This is a genomic window from Chryseobacterium gossypii (assembly GCF_041361455.1).
GTDB lineage: Bacteria > Bacteroidota > Bacteroidia > Flavobacteriales > Weeksellaceae > Chryseobacterium > Chryseobacterium gossypii.
This window is the reverse complement of record NZ_JBGCUR010000045.1, coordinates 1-16638: the sequence shown is the minus strand read 5'-3', so window position 1 is coordinate 16638 and position 16638 is coordinate 1. Positions and strand designations below refer to the sequence as shown.

General features: G+C 38.3%; 4 protein-coding genes, 2 tRNA genes and 1 pseudogene. 2 read left to right on the top strand and 5 right to left on the bottom strand.

Going from position 1 to position 16638, the window contains the following annotated elements:
- The 3 genes from ABMQ40_RS16005 to ABMQ40_RS15995 all read right to left on the bottom strand — a co-directional run.
- Positions 1–8818 (bottom strand): non-ribosomal peptide synthetase (locus tag ABMQ40_RS16005; protein ID WP_370901397.1); only part of this gene is annotated, 8818 nt, incomplete at its 3' end.
- Positions 8819–9160: 342 nt separating this feature from the next.
- Positions 9161–10927: a phage tail-like protein gene (locus ABMQ40_RS16000; protein WP_370901395.1), complete on the bottom strand. Its 1767-nt coding sequence runs from the start codon at positions 10925–10927 to the stop codon at positions 9161–9163.
- Between the two features lie 459 nt (positions 10928–11386).
- Positions 11387–11617: a hypothetical protein gene (locus ABMQ40_RS15995; RefSeq protein WP_370901393.1), complete on the bottom strand. Its 231-nt coding sequence runs from the start codon at positions 11615–11617 to the stop codon at positions 11387–11389.
- Between the two features lie 1703 nt (positions 11618–13320).
- Here ABMQ40_RS15995 and ABMQ40_RS15990 point away from each other — a divergent pair.
- A tRNA-Phe gene (locus ABMQ40_RS15990) sits at positions 13321–13393 on the top strand.
- A gap of 1022 nt (positions 13394–14415) precedes the next feature.
- Positions 14416–15291, top strand: a complete 876-nt coding sequence (locus ABMQ40_RS15985; RefSeq protein ID WP_370901391.1) for a hypothetical protein — start codon at positions 14416–14418, stop codon at positions 15289–15291.
- Between the two features lie 808 nt (positions 15292–16099).
- Here ABMQ40_RS15985 and ABMQ40_RS15980 read toward each other — a convergent pair.
- Positions 16100–16174, bottom strand: a tRNA-Pro gene (locus ABMQ40_RS15980).
- 279 nt (positions 16175–16453) lie between these two features.
- Positions 16454–16638 (bottom strand): annotated as a pseudogene (locus ABMQ40_RS15975) (integrase core domain-containing protein); the annotation flags it as partial.

The window sequence follows — 16638 nt, the reverse complement described above, 5'->3', positions numbered from 1 at the left end:
TGGTGATAAAGCGTTCTTCGGTAAGCTCAGGCCTGTTCAGATAGCCTCTTGCAACCCCGGTCCCTCCAACGTATAATTCTCCTATTGCTCCTACCGGAATCGGCCGCTGATAGTGATCCAGTACATAAACACTTAAATTCCCTATAGCTTTTCCTATATTTAATGGATTTTCATCATCATTATAATGGTGTAAAGTAGTACAAACAGTACTTTCTGTAGGACCGTAACCATTGATCAGGTCTACCCCATGCTCTTTATACAACGCCATTACCTGCGGATTGGTAACATCACCGGCTACCAAAAGTATTTCTAAAGGAAGAATATGTTCTTTAGTCAACAGTACCGGAGGAATGGTAGCAATACTGATGTTATTTTCTTTTATATATTGCTGTAAGCCAACAAGGTCTGTCTGGGTTTCTTTATTCAGAAGATGTACGCATTGTCCATGCACAAGAGCCGGATAAAACTCAGCGACATGGGCATCAAATACATAGTTGGCATACCAAAGGCTATTTTTCTGCTGTACAGCATGTTCAGCTATAAATCCGTACTCTTTAGCGTGCTGTTGTATGAGGTTGGCAACTCCTTTATGCTCTATCAGTACTCCTTTAGGCATTCCGGTTGTTCCGCTGGTGTAAATGACATATGCTAAATTATTAGCGGTAACGGCGGTAACAGGGTTATTAGACTCAAATGTTTCAAGTACTGCTTTAAAGGTAACCTCATCCAGAGAAATGGTATCCACAGCCTTATTTTTCAGCTGTTTTATAGTGCTTTCCTGACCTAAAACGATCTTTGCCTTCGTATCGTGGAGGATATGTTCAATTCTTTCTGACGGATAGGAAGGATCCATAGGAACATAAGCTGCTCCGGTTTTTAATACCGCCAGCATCGCCACCGGCATATTTTCAGAACGTTCCAGGCATAAAGGAATCAAATCATCGGGCTGCAGATCATAAGCATTGAGTAAATAGTTGGCTAAACGATTGGATCTCTCATTCAGTTCCTTAAAAGACAGCTCAATATCCTGATACACCAAAGCTACAGCATCAGGGGTTTTCATCACCTGATCTTCAAATAATTGATGAACGGTTTTCTCACAAGGATAGTCAGAATCCGTATCATTCCAGGTTTCTGTGATCATACTGTAATCTGTATCCTTCAGAAGCCTGAAATCTCTGATCCTTATCTTTTTATCGCTATCTTCTCCTATTTTGGCCAACTGATGCAGAAGCAGAATATAGGTATCCTGCATTCTGAGAATAGTCTCTTTTTTGAAGAGAGAAGTGGCGTAATTAAACATTCCCCTGATCGTTTCTTCTCCGTCATCAATCATCGTGGTCAGGTCGAACTTAGCTGCCTGGTAGTTGATTTCATGATGCAGGGGAGTAAATACCGTTTCTTTATTGATATTCATTCCGAAGCTTTGGACTCCGAACATTACCTGGAAAACAGGGTGTTTTGAAGTATCCTGCTCTATATCCAGCTCATCCACCAGTTTTTCAAACGGAAGCTCCTGATAAGACTGGGCTTCTGTCACTGATTGGGAGATCTGAAGAATAAAGTCCTTAAGGTCCTGCTCAGCACTGATCTTTTCTCTCAGCGCCAATGTATTCACAAAGAAGCCGATCATGTCTTCAAGTCCTTCATGATGACGGTTTGCAATCGGGCTTCCTACTACAATATCATCCTGACCTGAGTAAGTGGAAAGCATCAGGTAATATCCTCCCAGCATCATGCTGTACAGGCTTACTCCCCATTCTCTGGAAAGCTTCCTCAAACCTGATCCTACTTCCGGGGAAAGACTGAAATGAACTGTTGCTCCTTCATAGGATATATTGGCCGGTCTTTTGAAATCTAAAGGCAGGCTAAGGGTTTCAAAGTCTTCAAGCTTATTTTTCCAATAGCTGATCTGCTTCTCGAGTATTTCACCTGTAAGATAATTTCTCTGCCATAAAGCAAAGTCTTTATACTGAATTTTTAGTTCCGGAAGCTGCGGATTTTCTCCCTTAGCAAGAGCATTGTATACGGTTTCTAATTCTTTTAAAAAGATATCTGCAGACCAGCCGTCAAAAGCAATGTGGTGAACCACAACAGACAGATAGTGATCTTCTTTCCATCTTAAAATAGTGATTTCCACCGGTATTTCTTTTTCCAGACGGAATATTTTATGGGCACACTGGTCTATATTTTTCTCCAGCTCTTCTTTGGTTTCAGCTTCTGCATATCTAAATTCAGGGATAAGGTCTGTAACCTCCTGATAGCCGGATCCCTTTTCCGCTGTACGGATCATAGAACGAAGCACCTCATGGCGTACTATCAGCGTTTCTAATGATTTCTGAAGAAGATCCAGCTGTATGTCTTTACCCAATCTGAAGGCCATTGGAACATTGTAGGCATTGCTTCCTCCCTCAAAATTTTCAATAAACCACAGTCTTTCCTGAGCAAAAGACAGCCGCTGCTCTTCCGGAGAAGATACTTTTACCGGAACAATGGTTTCGTGCCCGTCTGTAACAGCTTTACCGGCAATAATATGGGAAAGGGATGCTACTGTTTTATGGGTAAATACTACTGCTACTCCTATTGATATATGTAAGGCTTTTTTGATGCTGCTGATCAATCTTATCGCCATGATACTGTTTCCTCCCAGACGGAAGAAATCATCATGAATCCCGATTGCTGAAGCATTTAGACCAAGGACATCGGCATAAACCCGGCATAGTTTTTCCTGTAATTCATTTTCAGGAGCTGTATATCCTCTGCTTATCGTGAATTCTGGTTCCGGCAACTGATTTCTGTCTAATTTACCATTAACGGTTACCGGAAGCTGCTCGAGGTGTACATATACGCTTGGGATCATGTATTCCGGCAGGGTTTCAGCCAGAAATTCCGAGATTTCATAAGGTTCTATAGCGTGATCAGACACATAATACCCGGCAAGGTATTTCATTCCCGCTTTATTGGTTTTAGCAAGGACTACCGCCTGGCGGATCAATGGGCTTGCAAGCAACTGGTTTTCAATTTCCCCAAGCTCAATTCTATAGCCACGGATTTTCACCTGGAAATCATTACGCCCGATATATTCCAGCTCTCCATCGGCATGATATTTTACTAAGTCACCTGTTTTGTACAGCTTTCCGTTTTTACCCTGCCTTTTCTGTTCTTCCGTTTGGAAAGGATTCGGAATAAAGCGTTCCGAGGTCAGCTCCGGCCTGTTCAGATACCCCCGGGCGATCCCTACCCCACCAAGATAAAGCTCTCCAATGGCTCCCACCGGAACCGGACGGCAGTGGGCATCCAATACATACACTGAAGTATTTCCTACGGCATGCCCGATCAAATGCACATCTCCATGCTCCACTTTTTTATAGGTTGCATAAATAGTAGCTTCCGTAGGCCCATACAAATTATAAAGGCTGGTATATTCTGACCAGTATTTTCCTGTTTCGTAATCGCATGGTTCGCCGGCATATAATAATCCTTTCAGGACCGGATATTCAGTACGGGGAAGAACAGACAGCATTACAGGCGGCAGGTACGCGTACGCTATTTGGTGATCAAGCAAATACCTGCTTATTAAATCCGCATCTTTTTTAATGGCTTCATCCAGGATATGCAATTCATTCCCGAACAATAATGCATTAAAAAATTCTGATACCGATACATCAAATACATAAGAGGTATAAGCCGTAATCTTCTCATTTTCACTGAATCCATAGGCATCTCTTACCTGAGTCACTACATTTACCACACTTCCATGCTCAATCATCACCCCTTTAGGAACTCCTGTGGTTCCGCTGGTATAGATCACATAAGCAAGATGGCCTGAAGTTGCTTCAGACTTGGGATTTCCGGAATTGCTTTTTTCAATCAGGTCTCTGAAAGAAGCTTCATCCAGTGAAATGATCCTTTTCGTGAGGTCTATATTCTGAATTTTTCCGGCAAGTTTTTCCTGGGTAAGGATGATTTCTGTACCGGTATCATCCAAAATATGTTTTATCCTGTCGGCAGGATAAGAGGGATCCATAGGAACATAAGCAGCCCCGGTTTTTAAAACAGCAAGAATGGCAACAATCATATCTTCCGAACGCTCCAGGAATAAAGGAATCATATCCTCAGGCTGAGGATTGGAGGTCTCAATAAGATAGTTGGCAAGACGGTTTGCCCGCACATTCAGCTCATGATAAGAAAGTCGTACATTCTGATATACCAGTGCCATGCGGTCCGGAGTTCTTTGTACCTGATTTTCAAATAACCCGTGAAGTGTAAACGTTTCGGGGTAGTTGATGTCTAATATGTTCTTATCCTCTATGATCTTTTTATGGTCTTCTCTGGTCATTAAGAAAAGATCACTGATCCTGGTACTTCCTTCTTTTTTATTTCTGAGAGTAACAAGCTGTTCAAGAAGCAATACATAAGTATCTTTCATACGAAGAATCGTATCTCTGCTGAAAAGGGATACTGCATAGTTGAATATTCCGCGCACTGTTTCTCCGTTGTCATCAATCATCATGGTCAGATCAAACTTCGCGGTCTGATAATCAATATCGCCATCAAACGGAAGAAGTATCACTTCGTCCGTACCGGCTGAATAAATCTTTTCTTCAAAGTTCTGAAGCCCGAACATCACCTGGAAAACCGGATGACGGGACATATCCTGCTCTATTTCCAGCTCTTCTACCAATTTCTCAAAAGGAAGGTCCTGGTGGGATTGTGCCTCCATTACAGACTGGGAAACTTTCAAAATAAAGTCTTTAAGGTCCTGCTCAGGCTCTATTTTTTGTCTTAATGCCAGGGTATTTACAAAGAACCCGATGATGTTTTCAAGACCGGCATGGTGGCGATTGGCAACGGGGCTCCCCACTATGATGTCATCCTGTCCGGAATAGGCAGACAGCATCAGGGAATAGCCACCCAGCATCACACTATATAAGCTTACGCCTAAATTTTTTGACAGCTCTCTCAGGCCATTAACAAGTTCTGAGGGTAAATTGAAATATTCTGTTGCTCCTGCATAGGAAATGTGTGATGGCCTCTTATAATCCAACGGAAGATCCAATGTCTGAAATCCGTTAAGTTTATCTTTCCAGTAACGTATCTGCTGATGAAGGATTTCACCGGTAAGGTAGTTTCTCTGCCATAAAGCAAAGTCCTTATACTGTATATCCAGAGCCGGAAGCTCTGGTACTTTTCCTTCCGCAAGGCTATGACAGATACTGCTAAATTCTTTGATAAAAATATCTGTAGACCAACCATCAAAAGCGATATGATGAATGACAACGGATAAGTATTTCTGATCTTTCAGTTTAAAAAGAATAACATTCAGCGGAAGCTCTTTTTCTAAATTGAAAACCCTGTTATTGGCATCATTAATCTCCTGATCCAGCTCTTCTCTTGTCTGAACATCTTTTACAGAGACCTGAATATTCTGGTTTGTAACCGCCTGATATCCTGTTCCGTCTTCTGTTGAGCGGATCACGCTGCGCAATATTTCGTGGCGCCGGATCAAGATCTCGAAAGATTTCTGAAGAATTTCAGCCTTAACATTGCTTCCAAGCTTAAATACCATTGGAATATTGTAGGCATTGCTTCCCTCCTCATATTTTTCAATAAACCAAAGCCTTTCCTGGGCAAAGGATAACCGCTGTTCTTCTACTGAAGCTACCGGTACAGGTGCTATTTTCTCCTGTCTGTCAATATTATTTTCTCCGCTTAGTACCTCAGCCAGGGAAACAACCGTTTTATGGCTGAATACCGTGCCTACATCAGCGTGCAGCTTCAGCTCATACTGTATTTTGCTGATCAGTTTTATCGCCATAATACTGTTTCCTCCCAGACGGAAAAAGTCATCATAAATGCTGATACTGTCACTATTCAGCCCCAGTATTTCACCATAAATCTGGCAGAGCCTTTGCTGTAGCTCATTCTGAGGGGCTGTATATTCTCTGTTTCCTGTAAATTCAGGTTCGGGAAGTTGCTTTCTGTCAAGCTTTCCGTTAACCGTAAGGGGAAGCTCCGTCAAGTGTACAAAAGCTCCGGGAATCATATATTCCGGAAGAGATCCGGAAAGGAACACTGCCAGGTCTTCGGCACTAAGTTCATCATCAGAAACATAATACCCGGCAAGATATTTCATCCCGGTTTTGTTTTCTTTCACCAGAACTATAGATTGTTTTACTCCCGGAAACTGATAAAGCTTATTTTCTATTTCTCCCAGCTCAATCCTGTATCCTCTGATTTTAACCTGGAAGTCATTTCTTCCGATATATTCAATGTTGCCATCGGGAAGCCAGCGTACAAGGTCGCCGGTTTTATAAAGCCTGTCGTTTTTACCCTGAACAGGATTCTCTATAAAGCGTTCTGCTGTCAGGTCAGGCCTGTTCAGGTAGCCTCTTGCAATCCCTGCTCCTCCAAGGTAAAGCTCACCAACCGCTCCCACCGGAACCGGCTGAAAATATTTATCCAGAATATAAGCCGTAGTATTTCCTACCGGACGCCCGATAAGGTGTACATCGCCATGCTCCACCTGTTTATAAACCGCGTAAATAGTAGCTTCTGTAGGGCCATACAGGTTGTAAAGGCTTGTATATTCCGACCAATATTTTCCTGTTTCATAGTCGCAAGGCTCTCCGGCATAAAGCAGGCCTTTCAAGGCCGGATATTCCACCCGTGGCAATACGGAAAGCATTACCGGAGGAAGATAAGCGTAAGCAATCTGATTGGAAAGTAAATACCTGCTGATAGAATCCGCATCTTTTTTGATCTTTTCATCCAGGATATGAAGCTCATTACCATACAGTAAGGCATTGAAAAATTCGGAAACCGATACATCAAAGACATAAGAAGTGTATGCCGTTATTTTTTCTCCTTTACTATAACCATAGGCTTCCTGTACCTGATCTACCAGATTTACCACATTTCCATGCTCTACCATTACGCCCTTAGGCAGGCCTGTGGTTCCGCTGGTATAGATCACATAGGCTAAGCTATCCGCAGCAGCCTGTGTATAGGGGTTCTCCGGAGACATTCCTTCAATCATATTCTGGAAATGCGGATCATCCAGGATAAGGAGATCAGGCCCGGCTTCCTGTAGTTTTCCTGCTGTTGAATGTTGAGCCAGTACTATTTTTGCTCCTGTATCATTAAGGATATGGCTGATCCTGTCTGATGGATATGAAGGATCCATGGGAACATAAGCCGCACCTGCCTTTAATATGGCAAGAATGGCTATTAACATGTTTTCTGACCGTTCCAGACATAAAGGAATCAAATCTTCAGACTGGAGAGCATAAGTTTTGATAAGATAGTTTGCCAAACGATTGGATCTTTCATTCAGCTCACGGTAAGTAAGCCTAGTTTGGCGGAATACCAGCGCAATTTGATCTGGTGTTCTCGCAACCTGATCCTCAAACAACTGATGGATTGTTCCGCTTAAAATATGTTCTCCTGTAGTATTCCAGTCGTTGATCACCTTCTGGAATGTTTCTTCATTAAGAAGCTTATAATTAGTTATTAAATTTTCCGTTCTTCCTTCCAGTAATTCCTGAAGGATATCAATAAATAGGCGTTGGTAAATTTCAGTAAAATTGAAGACAAGCTCCTCGCTAAGCTCCTGATTAGCATACCGGACCTTATAATTCAGTTGTCCGTTTCTTACTTCCTGTTCAAATGATAATTTTCCTGCCAGGTCAACATTCAGATCGCTGTTGATAATTACATCACGGGCTCCTTCATAATGGATCACCACGTCTTTAAGGCTGGTTTGTACAAATCCAAATTCTAGTATATCTGAAGCTGGAACATAGCTGATCAGCTCCTCAACGGGGAAGTATTTTGCTTTGTTTATTTTTAACTGGTTAGTATATTCAATATTCTGATCGATCAGATCCTGAAGTGAAGTTTCCCTATTGAATCTGTATCCTTTCAAAACCGTATTGATATGTGCCCCAAAGATAAAATCCTGGCCTTCTGTAATCCCAACCGGATAGTTGATGACAAGATTATCAACCCCGGAAATTTTATGCAATAAGACAGCTAACACCAATTGCCCGTAAGTATAGGGAGTAAGTTTATATTTTGATGTTAATTGTCTTACTTTAGAAAAGGTGGATTCCGGAAAGCTGAAACGAAGCTCACTTACCGGGTTTTTCAGAAATAAAGTATTTTTTTCAGGTTCCGGGTCTGGGGATTTGGTCTTTAAAAATTTAAAGCCAATATTCTCCACATCTTTCAGGCTGGCTTGCCAAAAATTGGACATTTCTGATTTTCCTTTTGCCAAAATATCTTCAAGCTGGATCCTTAGATTTTCATACAATTCGATCTGCTCGGCAATACTGACCGGATTTTCATAATCGGGATTGTTGTAATAAGTACTCAGCTCCGTATAAATACTGTTGGCACTTAGTCCGTCCACAAGAATATGAGAGAAGATATGGATAATTCTATATCCTCCATTCTTCAACTGAATAGCATAAAATCTGGCGAGCTGCTCTTTTTCCAGATCGAAAGGCTGTAATGCCAGTTTGAGAACTTCTTCAGGGCTTGGCTCCTGAGGAATAAATGTTAATATCTGATCATTTTCTGAAAGTAAAGGTCTGCGTTTCCAATAGAGTTCCCCGGATTGGGCGCTTACATTGCTGTTAAGCAGCAAATGATCATTTACAAATCTTACCAGGCTTTTATTGAGTCTCTGGATGTCTATGAAACCAGACATAGACTGGTCAAAAATGATATTATAATCACTTCGGGAAGGATTAAGCATCCATTCATTGAAAAAAATTGATTGGTATGGGGTTAGCTTCATAAGGAATGCTTCCATAAGAGAGGATATTAGGTGGGTTAGATTTAGGTATATTTTCATCATTTAATTATTCTGAAAAACTCAAATACTTCCAGACATCAGCAATCTATTCTTTGGGAATAAGATATAAAGAATTATTGAGTTGATAAAGCAGAATAATCGCAATTAGGTATATGTTTTCTAAAAGAACACAGGCTTCTTTTTAGATATGTGTATTCTTATCAGAATTTTCATCATAATACTGTTGGTATAAATAATCTGATATATAGAAACGACTATTATTTTTAATGATAGTTATAATTATATGATAGCCACCAACAAAAATGCTGGCAGCCATCAAATAATTATTTTCAGTCTCATTTATTCTTTGATACAACGAACTGAGCTTCCCTGTGCTGTACCGGAACTTGAAACACCATGGGTTCCAAATTGAGAAACCTGGAAGATATAAGCTGAAGGGCTCGGACCTCCTGCTTCACCGCTCCAGTAGAATCCGGAGCTTCCGGTATAGGTTGATGAGATTGTTCCGTAGGTAGAATCACGGTTACCAGCTGCGGGTAAAGCTAATTTACTTGCTGCTGCTGCATTAATTCCATTGCCTAATTTAGCCGCCGATAAATAGTTATCCAATTGGGATTTAGTAGGCACTGTAAACCCTTTAGGACATGGGTTATTAGGTTTAGAGCTGTCTTGCCATAAAGTTGGGTCAGAATTTACTCTCCAGCCACCTCCGGTTCCAATAAATCTTGTATCGGTAGGGTTATCCGTAGCGTTAGGATTGACGGCTGGGTAAACCGGAGTACCGCTTGAAGCACCTGTCCACCTAACCAATTCATGCCCATCCGGCTTTCTTCCCCACTGGAATAATGATCCATAAGCTTTATAGTCCTGTGGTGATTTTGCTTGTTGCGCAATGCTGAAATCAGGACTATCGGTATTGGCATAATCTGCTCCCAGATTATTATTCAGCCAGGTATATCCATCTTCGGCCTGAACCGGCAGATAAAGGAAGTTATGATTAATGTTCCCCGCGTTGTCTGTTAATCCAAATCTTCTGTCCGGGATTCCTGGTAATATGCGGACATCATAATTTTTTGATGTTCCGGAATTATTGGATGGGAACTGGAACCTTGCCATTAATACACCAAGATGATCATTTCCTATTCCGGCATTAATATCAAGCTTTCGGGCATTCAGGGTACCGCCTATGGCTGTAAGTGTAGCCTTGATTGATTTAGTATTAGCATCATAAGACTGTGCTGACCATGAAAGTTTAAGCTGTCTGGAAATGCCATCTTCCGTAAGATTGGCAGGAACCGTTGTTATTGAGCTCCACGCCGTAAGCGCTCCGCTTCCTGTAGCAGTAACAGGAATAAAGATTTCCAACCCTGTTGTAGGAATGAAACCCTGATAATCTGCCAGTTTATCCGGAGTGCCATCTGCGGCTACAGGTCTGGCAGTTGTTGCAGGGGCTGTTGGTTCTGTATACGGTGCATAATCATTATCATATACGGAACCTACGAAATATATTCCTTCTCTAATGGTAATATTAGGAGGAATTACAGGCGTGTCATTCTTCACCGGAAGGGAAAGAGCTGAACAAGTGCTTCCATTAATACTAATATTAAATACTGCAGGACTCGCACTAACCGGAGTTCCTATAACATTAAACTGTAATGTGCCATTTCCGGTTGCAAAATTGCCGGCACTCAAGGTAGCAGTTAATCCATTAGCCTGATAGGTTTGTGCTGCATAAGCACTTCCGTCACCTCCCGTATAAGGGATTGTCAACGTTCCGGTATAAGGTTGATTTTGAGTTGCGGAAGCAGGATTAAATACTGCAGAGGCACATATTAAAGCAAATGAGCTTTCTTTCCAGAAGCAATTGGACCAGGCCCCTCTCTGAAAAGCTTTTACACATTGCTCTGATACATCATAGATCAACATCCCGTTTACCGGGTTCTTAATCACTCCTGTATTGGGAATTCTGTTCAGCAATAAACTCTTATTAGTAGATCCCAATTCAAGATCTGCGCTTAGATTCGGATTTGGTTGATTAATCCCAACCTGGCTAAAAGAAAAAGAGCTGATAGTAATGTAGATGGGTAATAATAACTTTTTTTTCATATTGAATTTTTGTTGTGGTCTAATAAAATTTGTCCATATAAACATCTTTCATTGATTACAATGAAATAATCAAGGTAATTTTATAGATGTCTTTGAAATTACTTAATGATATTGCAATAATTTGGATTGGTCACCGGAAAATAGCATTACATTATTAACAACAGAACAGGTATTTCACGCAATATTTGTTAAATATAGTATTCCCAGTTCTGTGTAGTGTTCCTTAGGAAACTGCAAGCTTTCATATCTTCAGCAAAATCTCCTACAGGTAAAGTAGTAACTAATCCATGGTTTGAATAGATTGTACCTCATATTCCACCATTTCCCTCTTGCATAAGGACTTATCCATTGTCTTATACTGATCCTCAATTGGACCCGGAATACGGTAGCAGAAGTACATAATATAGAAAACAGGATTAACCAATGCTTTTCCCAATTAACTCTTCCAAATATTTTAGATCATTTACTTTCCTGATATGCTTTTACACATTCTTCTGATAAGTCATAGATCATCATATCATTAATCGGATTTATGACAACATTGGTGCTGGGGATCCCGTTTAAAAGGAGTGATTTGTTGTAGGAGCCCAATTCAAGATCTGCGCCTGGATTTGGTTGATTCATCCCAACCTGACTAAGGAAAAAAGGGCTGATACTAATGTAAACAGGTGACAATAACTTTTTTTTCATATTGAATTTTTGTTGTATTTTTAATAAGCTTTTCTTTATAAATATTTTGATTGAAGCTGTAAATGGGATAATCAAAGTAATCATAGATATACTTTAAATCACCTAAGGATTAAAAACCATAACAAATATCACTATTTAGTGACTTCATATTGACGTAAAACAATTAAATTTCACAATAACAATAATTTAAGGATTAAATGATTAAATTATTTAAGTATTGAAAAATATGCTTCCCTATTTTAGAGTTTTCATTTAAGGCTATACAAGCCGATAATTTACATCAATCAAATATCTTTGAAGAATTTTTACTTTCAATTTATTCATCATTTACAGTTTAAAAAGATTCAGATAAAATGATCATTTTCATGAGCTTTCATTTCTGATTCTTTTCCGAGGGCAAATATAAAAAAAATTTCCAATTTGATTTTCAGGAAATTTTATAATAGCACAAATCGCAAGTTTTTTTGAATGAGTAATATTGAAATGAAGATATTGGTCTTTTAAATAAGCCTTATTATCCAATAACCTGTTGGCCAACACTTCATTGATATGACAGGATTTTAATCCTAACTGTAAAAGCACTCTTCCCAACAAACCCTGACACCTTCTGTATTTCAGAATATTCAGTTTAAAATCTACCAGAAAAGTATTTAAATACCAATCTAAAACATATTGATGCTTTTTTTTACTAAATGTATATAAAATAATCATTATTTTTTATTTTCAATAGTATGCAACCAGGGAGCCATTCATTTTCACCGTTCTTAAAATCTGCAGTTTCAATTGCCAGCGTATCTTACTTGTCCTGAATAAATGCAAAATGAAACAACATATAAGCTTTTTGTTTTCATATTTGGATTAAGCTTTATATGTATCTTTTAAATTTTCCTGATCTGCATAGAATCTTTATCTTGATATTTTAATTTTAAAGCAGTATTTCATTTTATCTTGCCAAAATTACTCCGATGCTATAATAAAAATAAAAAAAGCCATATATACACGGATACTACCAGCAAACAAATAATTGATTATCAGAAATTAACAAGTAAAAACTTCCATAATATTCTAAAAATTAATCCAATCGAAAAGACAGATGAAACTAAAAGTATGGTCAAAATAGGGTGTATTCTTTTTTATATTAGCTACTAAAAATGACAAAAAACATCATCCATTAAAAAAGAAATTTTATGAGTCGGAGACCATCAGAATACTACAGAAGCAGACAAAGGTTTTATCGGCATTAAAGTCTGTAGAGTTTTCAACAGAAATATATTCTTGATAAAGGATTTATAGTTAAGCAAATCTTTGAAGCGGGCAAAAACTGAATTACAGATTGTGGAGACAGTAAATAAAATTGCAGAAGATGATTGAAAATTAAAATAGAAAACTTCCGGTACCAAACCATCCAAAAGATTATACCAATTTACTCCTATAAGCTTTTCCGGAAATTGTATGCTGATTACCGTAATGTAGCAGCCTTTTCATTGTTACCTTTCAAAATGCAGCTATGCTTAACAGAGAAAGTTTCTCAAATCATTACATGGAACCAATTTTAATAGCTTTAGAAACTAAAAACATCAAATTAAAAATTTTTTAACGAACCTTGTTGTTTAGATAACGCTCACATAAATTCACGGACTGTTTTTTAATTTGTATAATTCAATAATAATTGCTACTTTTGCACCCACATAAATAAACAATATGGTTTCTTAGCTCAGTTGGTAGAGCAATGGACTGAAAATCCATGTGTCCCTGGTTCGATTCCTGGAGAAACCACAAGAAATGAGACAATTTCTAACAAATCCCCTCAAATTGTATGATTTGAGGGGGTTTTATTTAATGGCTTATCAAAATATACCATTTTTTCTCCAATTAAAGGTGACCTTTTCGGTGACCTATAAATTTTGGCTTTTCAGGTAACCGAATTTCTTCGAAAGTCCCATCGGCAAGGCTGTCCAATAATTGAACATCTTGATTAATGGGTCACCGGAAGTTATTTTAAACCTTTAAAGTCAGTATTATGAAAACATCAATAATAGTACTATTTCCGAAGGGTAAAGAAGCATAGCCTACGTTTCCCTGTTTTTAGGATTCATAATGAAAATCGTTTCATCACTGCCAAGAAAAACATTGCAGTGGTCTGTTCTGCTAATGTGCACAGAGTTCTTTCTTCCCTTTTTTTATTCGTATAAAAAACCTCACATTGCTTAATATTATATTCTCCTTCTTTCGTTTTTATAATATAATGATGATTCACATCGATTTCGCGGGCTTTAGGCCTTTCCAGCATTTGCCCGGATCGATAGGTTATCTTTCCTGTATAGTCCGGAGATTTCTTTTTTATAACCTTTGGGATTCTTTTACTGATGAGAATTTTATTCTCTTCATAATCATTATAGATAATAATGCCGTCATGAACAATATTCAGCGCAAATATATTCTAAAAAAAAATAGAATAACTTCTAATGCTACCTAATATCAATAATGTTGTCGGCTAAGATCTGCAATAGATTTCAACAAAGATTTCATATGATTTTAAACTATTTTCATTTTCTATAATCGGTTTCTCCTCCTGTAAAAATTAACCGCGTTATTAATAAGTTATTTGAACTGTTTCTAGAAATATTTTTATATAGAGACAAAGTTCTTTCTATAAAGATGCAAAGTTCATTCTATGCTTTCCCAGCATATTCTGGGCGAGTTTTTATATAATTTTAAAGAGTGAATTTATGAAAGAAATTAAGATTATTCATCTACGAAATATAATTGTAAAAATAAACCAACTATAACTTGAGAAAATGAGAAAAAAAAATCTATTGACTTTGCTAGGAATAGCTATTAGCTTATTTAGCTGGGCCCAGACTGGTAATGTAGGTATTGATACTCCAGTGCCAGGTTCCAAATTGACTGTTAATGGTTCTTTTGCAGGAGCTTATAATTTCATTACAACCAACATCTATTCAGTTGGTGAAAATGACTTTTCAATGATGTGGAATGGTACCGCAGCAGGTACAATAGTCCTCCCTGCTTCAACAAGTGGACCCGACCGTACTGGACGGTTATATTTTATAAAAAACAGTTCTTCCATATATACACTTACTATCGATGCTGCAGGCACTGAGGTTATCAACAATAGTCAAACTCTGGTACTGGAGCCAAGCGAATCAGCGTTGCTGGTTAAAACTGATAACAATACATCATCAGGCATCACCTATGATGTCATTCAGGTTTCTAAAACACAAACACGTTATGAATATGCTGTATCATCTGATGTAACTCAAACACGAAATGCAGGAATTGTAGTACCTGCCGACTTTTCTACAATTGAATACAGCACAAATGGAGGAGGAGACTTTAACCTGGCTACCGATACGTGGACTTGCCCACAGGCTGGGTATTATCGTGTTGAATTGACCGAAACCGGATATATAGTTACAAGTGATGCTATGACCCACGTGCTGATGAGAATACTGAAAAATGGAGTATCGGTTTCAAATGGTTTCTATAATCTCGGAAACTCGGCAACTACCACAAATTTAAGAAACAGTGGCTATACGTCTAGAATTCTATATATCGCACAAGGTGAAACTATATCAGCTTCTTTGCAATCATGTTCCAGCTGCGTTCCTCAAAATATATCTACTGACCGACGAATGGTGATTACCAGATTATAACAATAATATACATAGCTAGAATATTTCTATTACTTTATTTCGAATAAGCAGCAAGAGGCTGTCTCCTACATTTGACAATACAAAAACAGAAGACAGCCTATTTTTGTATTTATTTTTATTTATCAATATTTTGAATGAAAATTCCAAAAATCTTCTCATAGCAATTACTGTTCTACAGAAGGTAAAAAGATAAAGTAAAAAGAGCATTAACACTCAAAAACATATCCCCAAAAGGTTCCACTTCATTATAATTTTTCCCGATAAAGTTTTCTATTTTATTGCCCTATTAATTTTCATCATAAATTAAAAGTAATTCTTCATTGTAAGTTAAAATATAGCCATTCTCTCATTTTTTATGTTCCCGTTTTTATGCCCGACCGACAAGATGATGAGAAAAATGAGAGTGGCTTTTTGTTTAGTAATATCAAATATTTTAGGCTGATTCTGTAAGCTACCCAATTTTGTGACCATTCTAAATGATAGATTCTTTCATTTTTTGTTTATATTTTTTAGGGCTTATATTCCCTAATGCTTTGTGCGGTCTGTTATAATTGTATTCAATCCATCACTGATTAGCTTTTTCTTCAGCATCCTGTAGATTCTTGAAAACATACATATTAAGAAGCTCATTTCTACAGCTTTTATTGAGTCTTTCAATAAGGCTGTTAGGCGTAATAGGATTAAAAAATCACTTTTGGCAGAGCAAAGCTCGAATTGTTTGGTAAGTTATTCAGATTAATCTGAAATAAATAAGTTACGATAAATAAAACGGGACAAAAGTAGAGTTATTCACTTTGTCCCGAAAAGGTCGGGGCGGCAGGATTCGAACCTGCGACCTCCTGGTCCCAAACCAGGCGCGATGACCGGACTACGCTACGCCCCGATGAAGTGAGATCTATGATCTTTACTTCGTTTTTGCGGGTGCAAATATAAGATAGTTTTTTGGAATAAAAAAATAAATTGTTGTAATTAAAAATTTTTATTAGCGCCTAAGACAATATGCTTGGGCAGCAGTTTTTGTGTGTTGAGGCTCTCACTGATACTGCTTATGGAATATGTCTGTAGAGCTCCTTTGTTCCTAATTTTTAATTTTTATTTCAAATCATGGCAAAATTATTAGACAAAATAGTAGTAATAGAATCTACCTGTTGGGAAGGAAGCAGTTATAATGATCCACCCATTTCCATGTAATTTCTCTTGCTTCAATCAGATTATTAAAGATTCTCGCATCCAGAACTTCCGTACGGTAAGTCTTGTTGAATCTTTCTATAAATGCGTTCTGTACAGGCTTCCCCGGCTGAATGTAACGGATCTCAATTCTGTGCTTGTGACACCAATTCGTGAAAA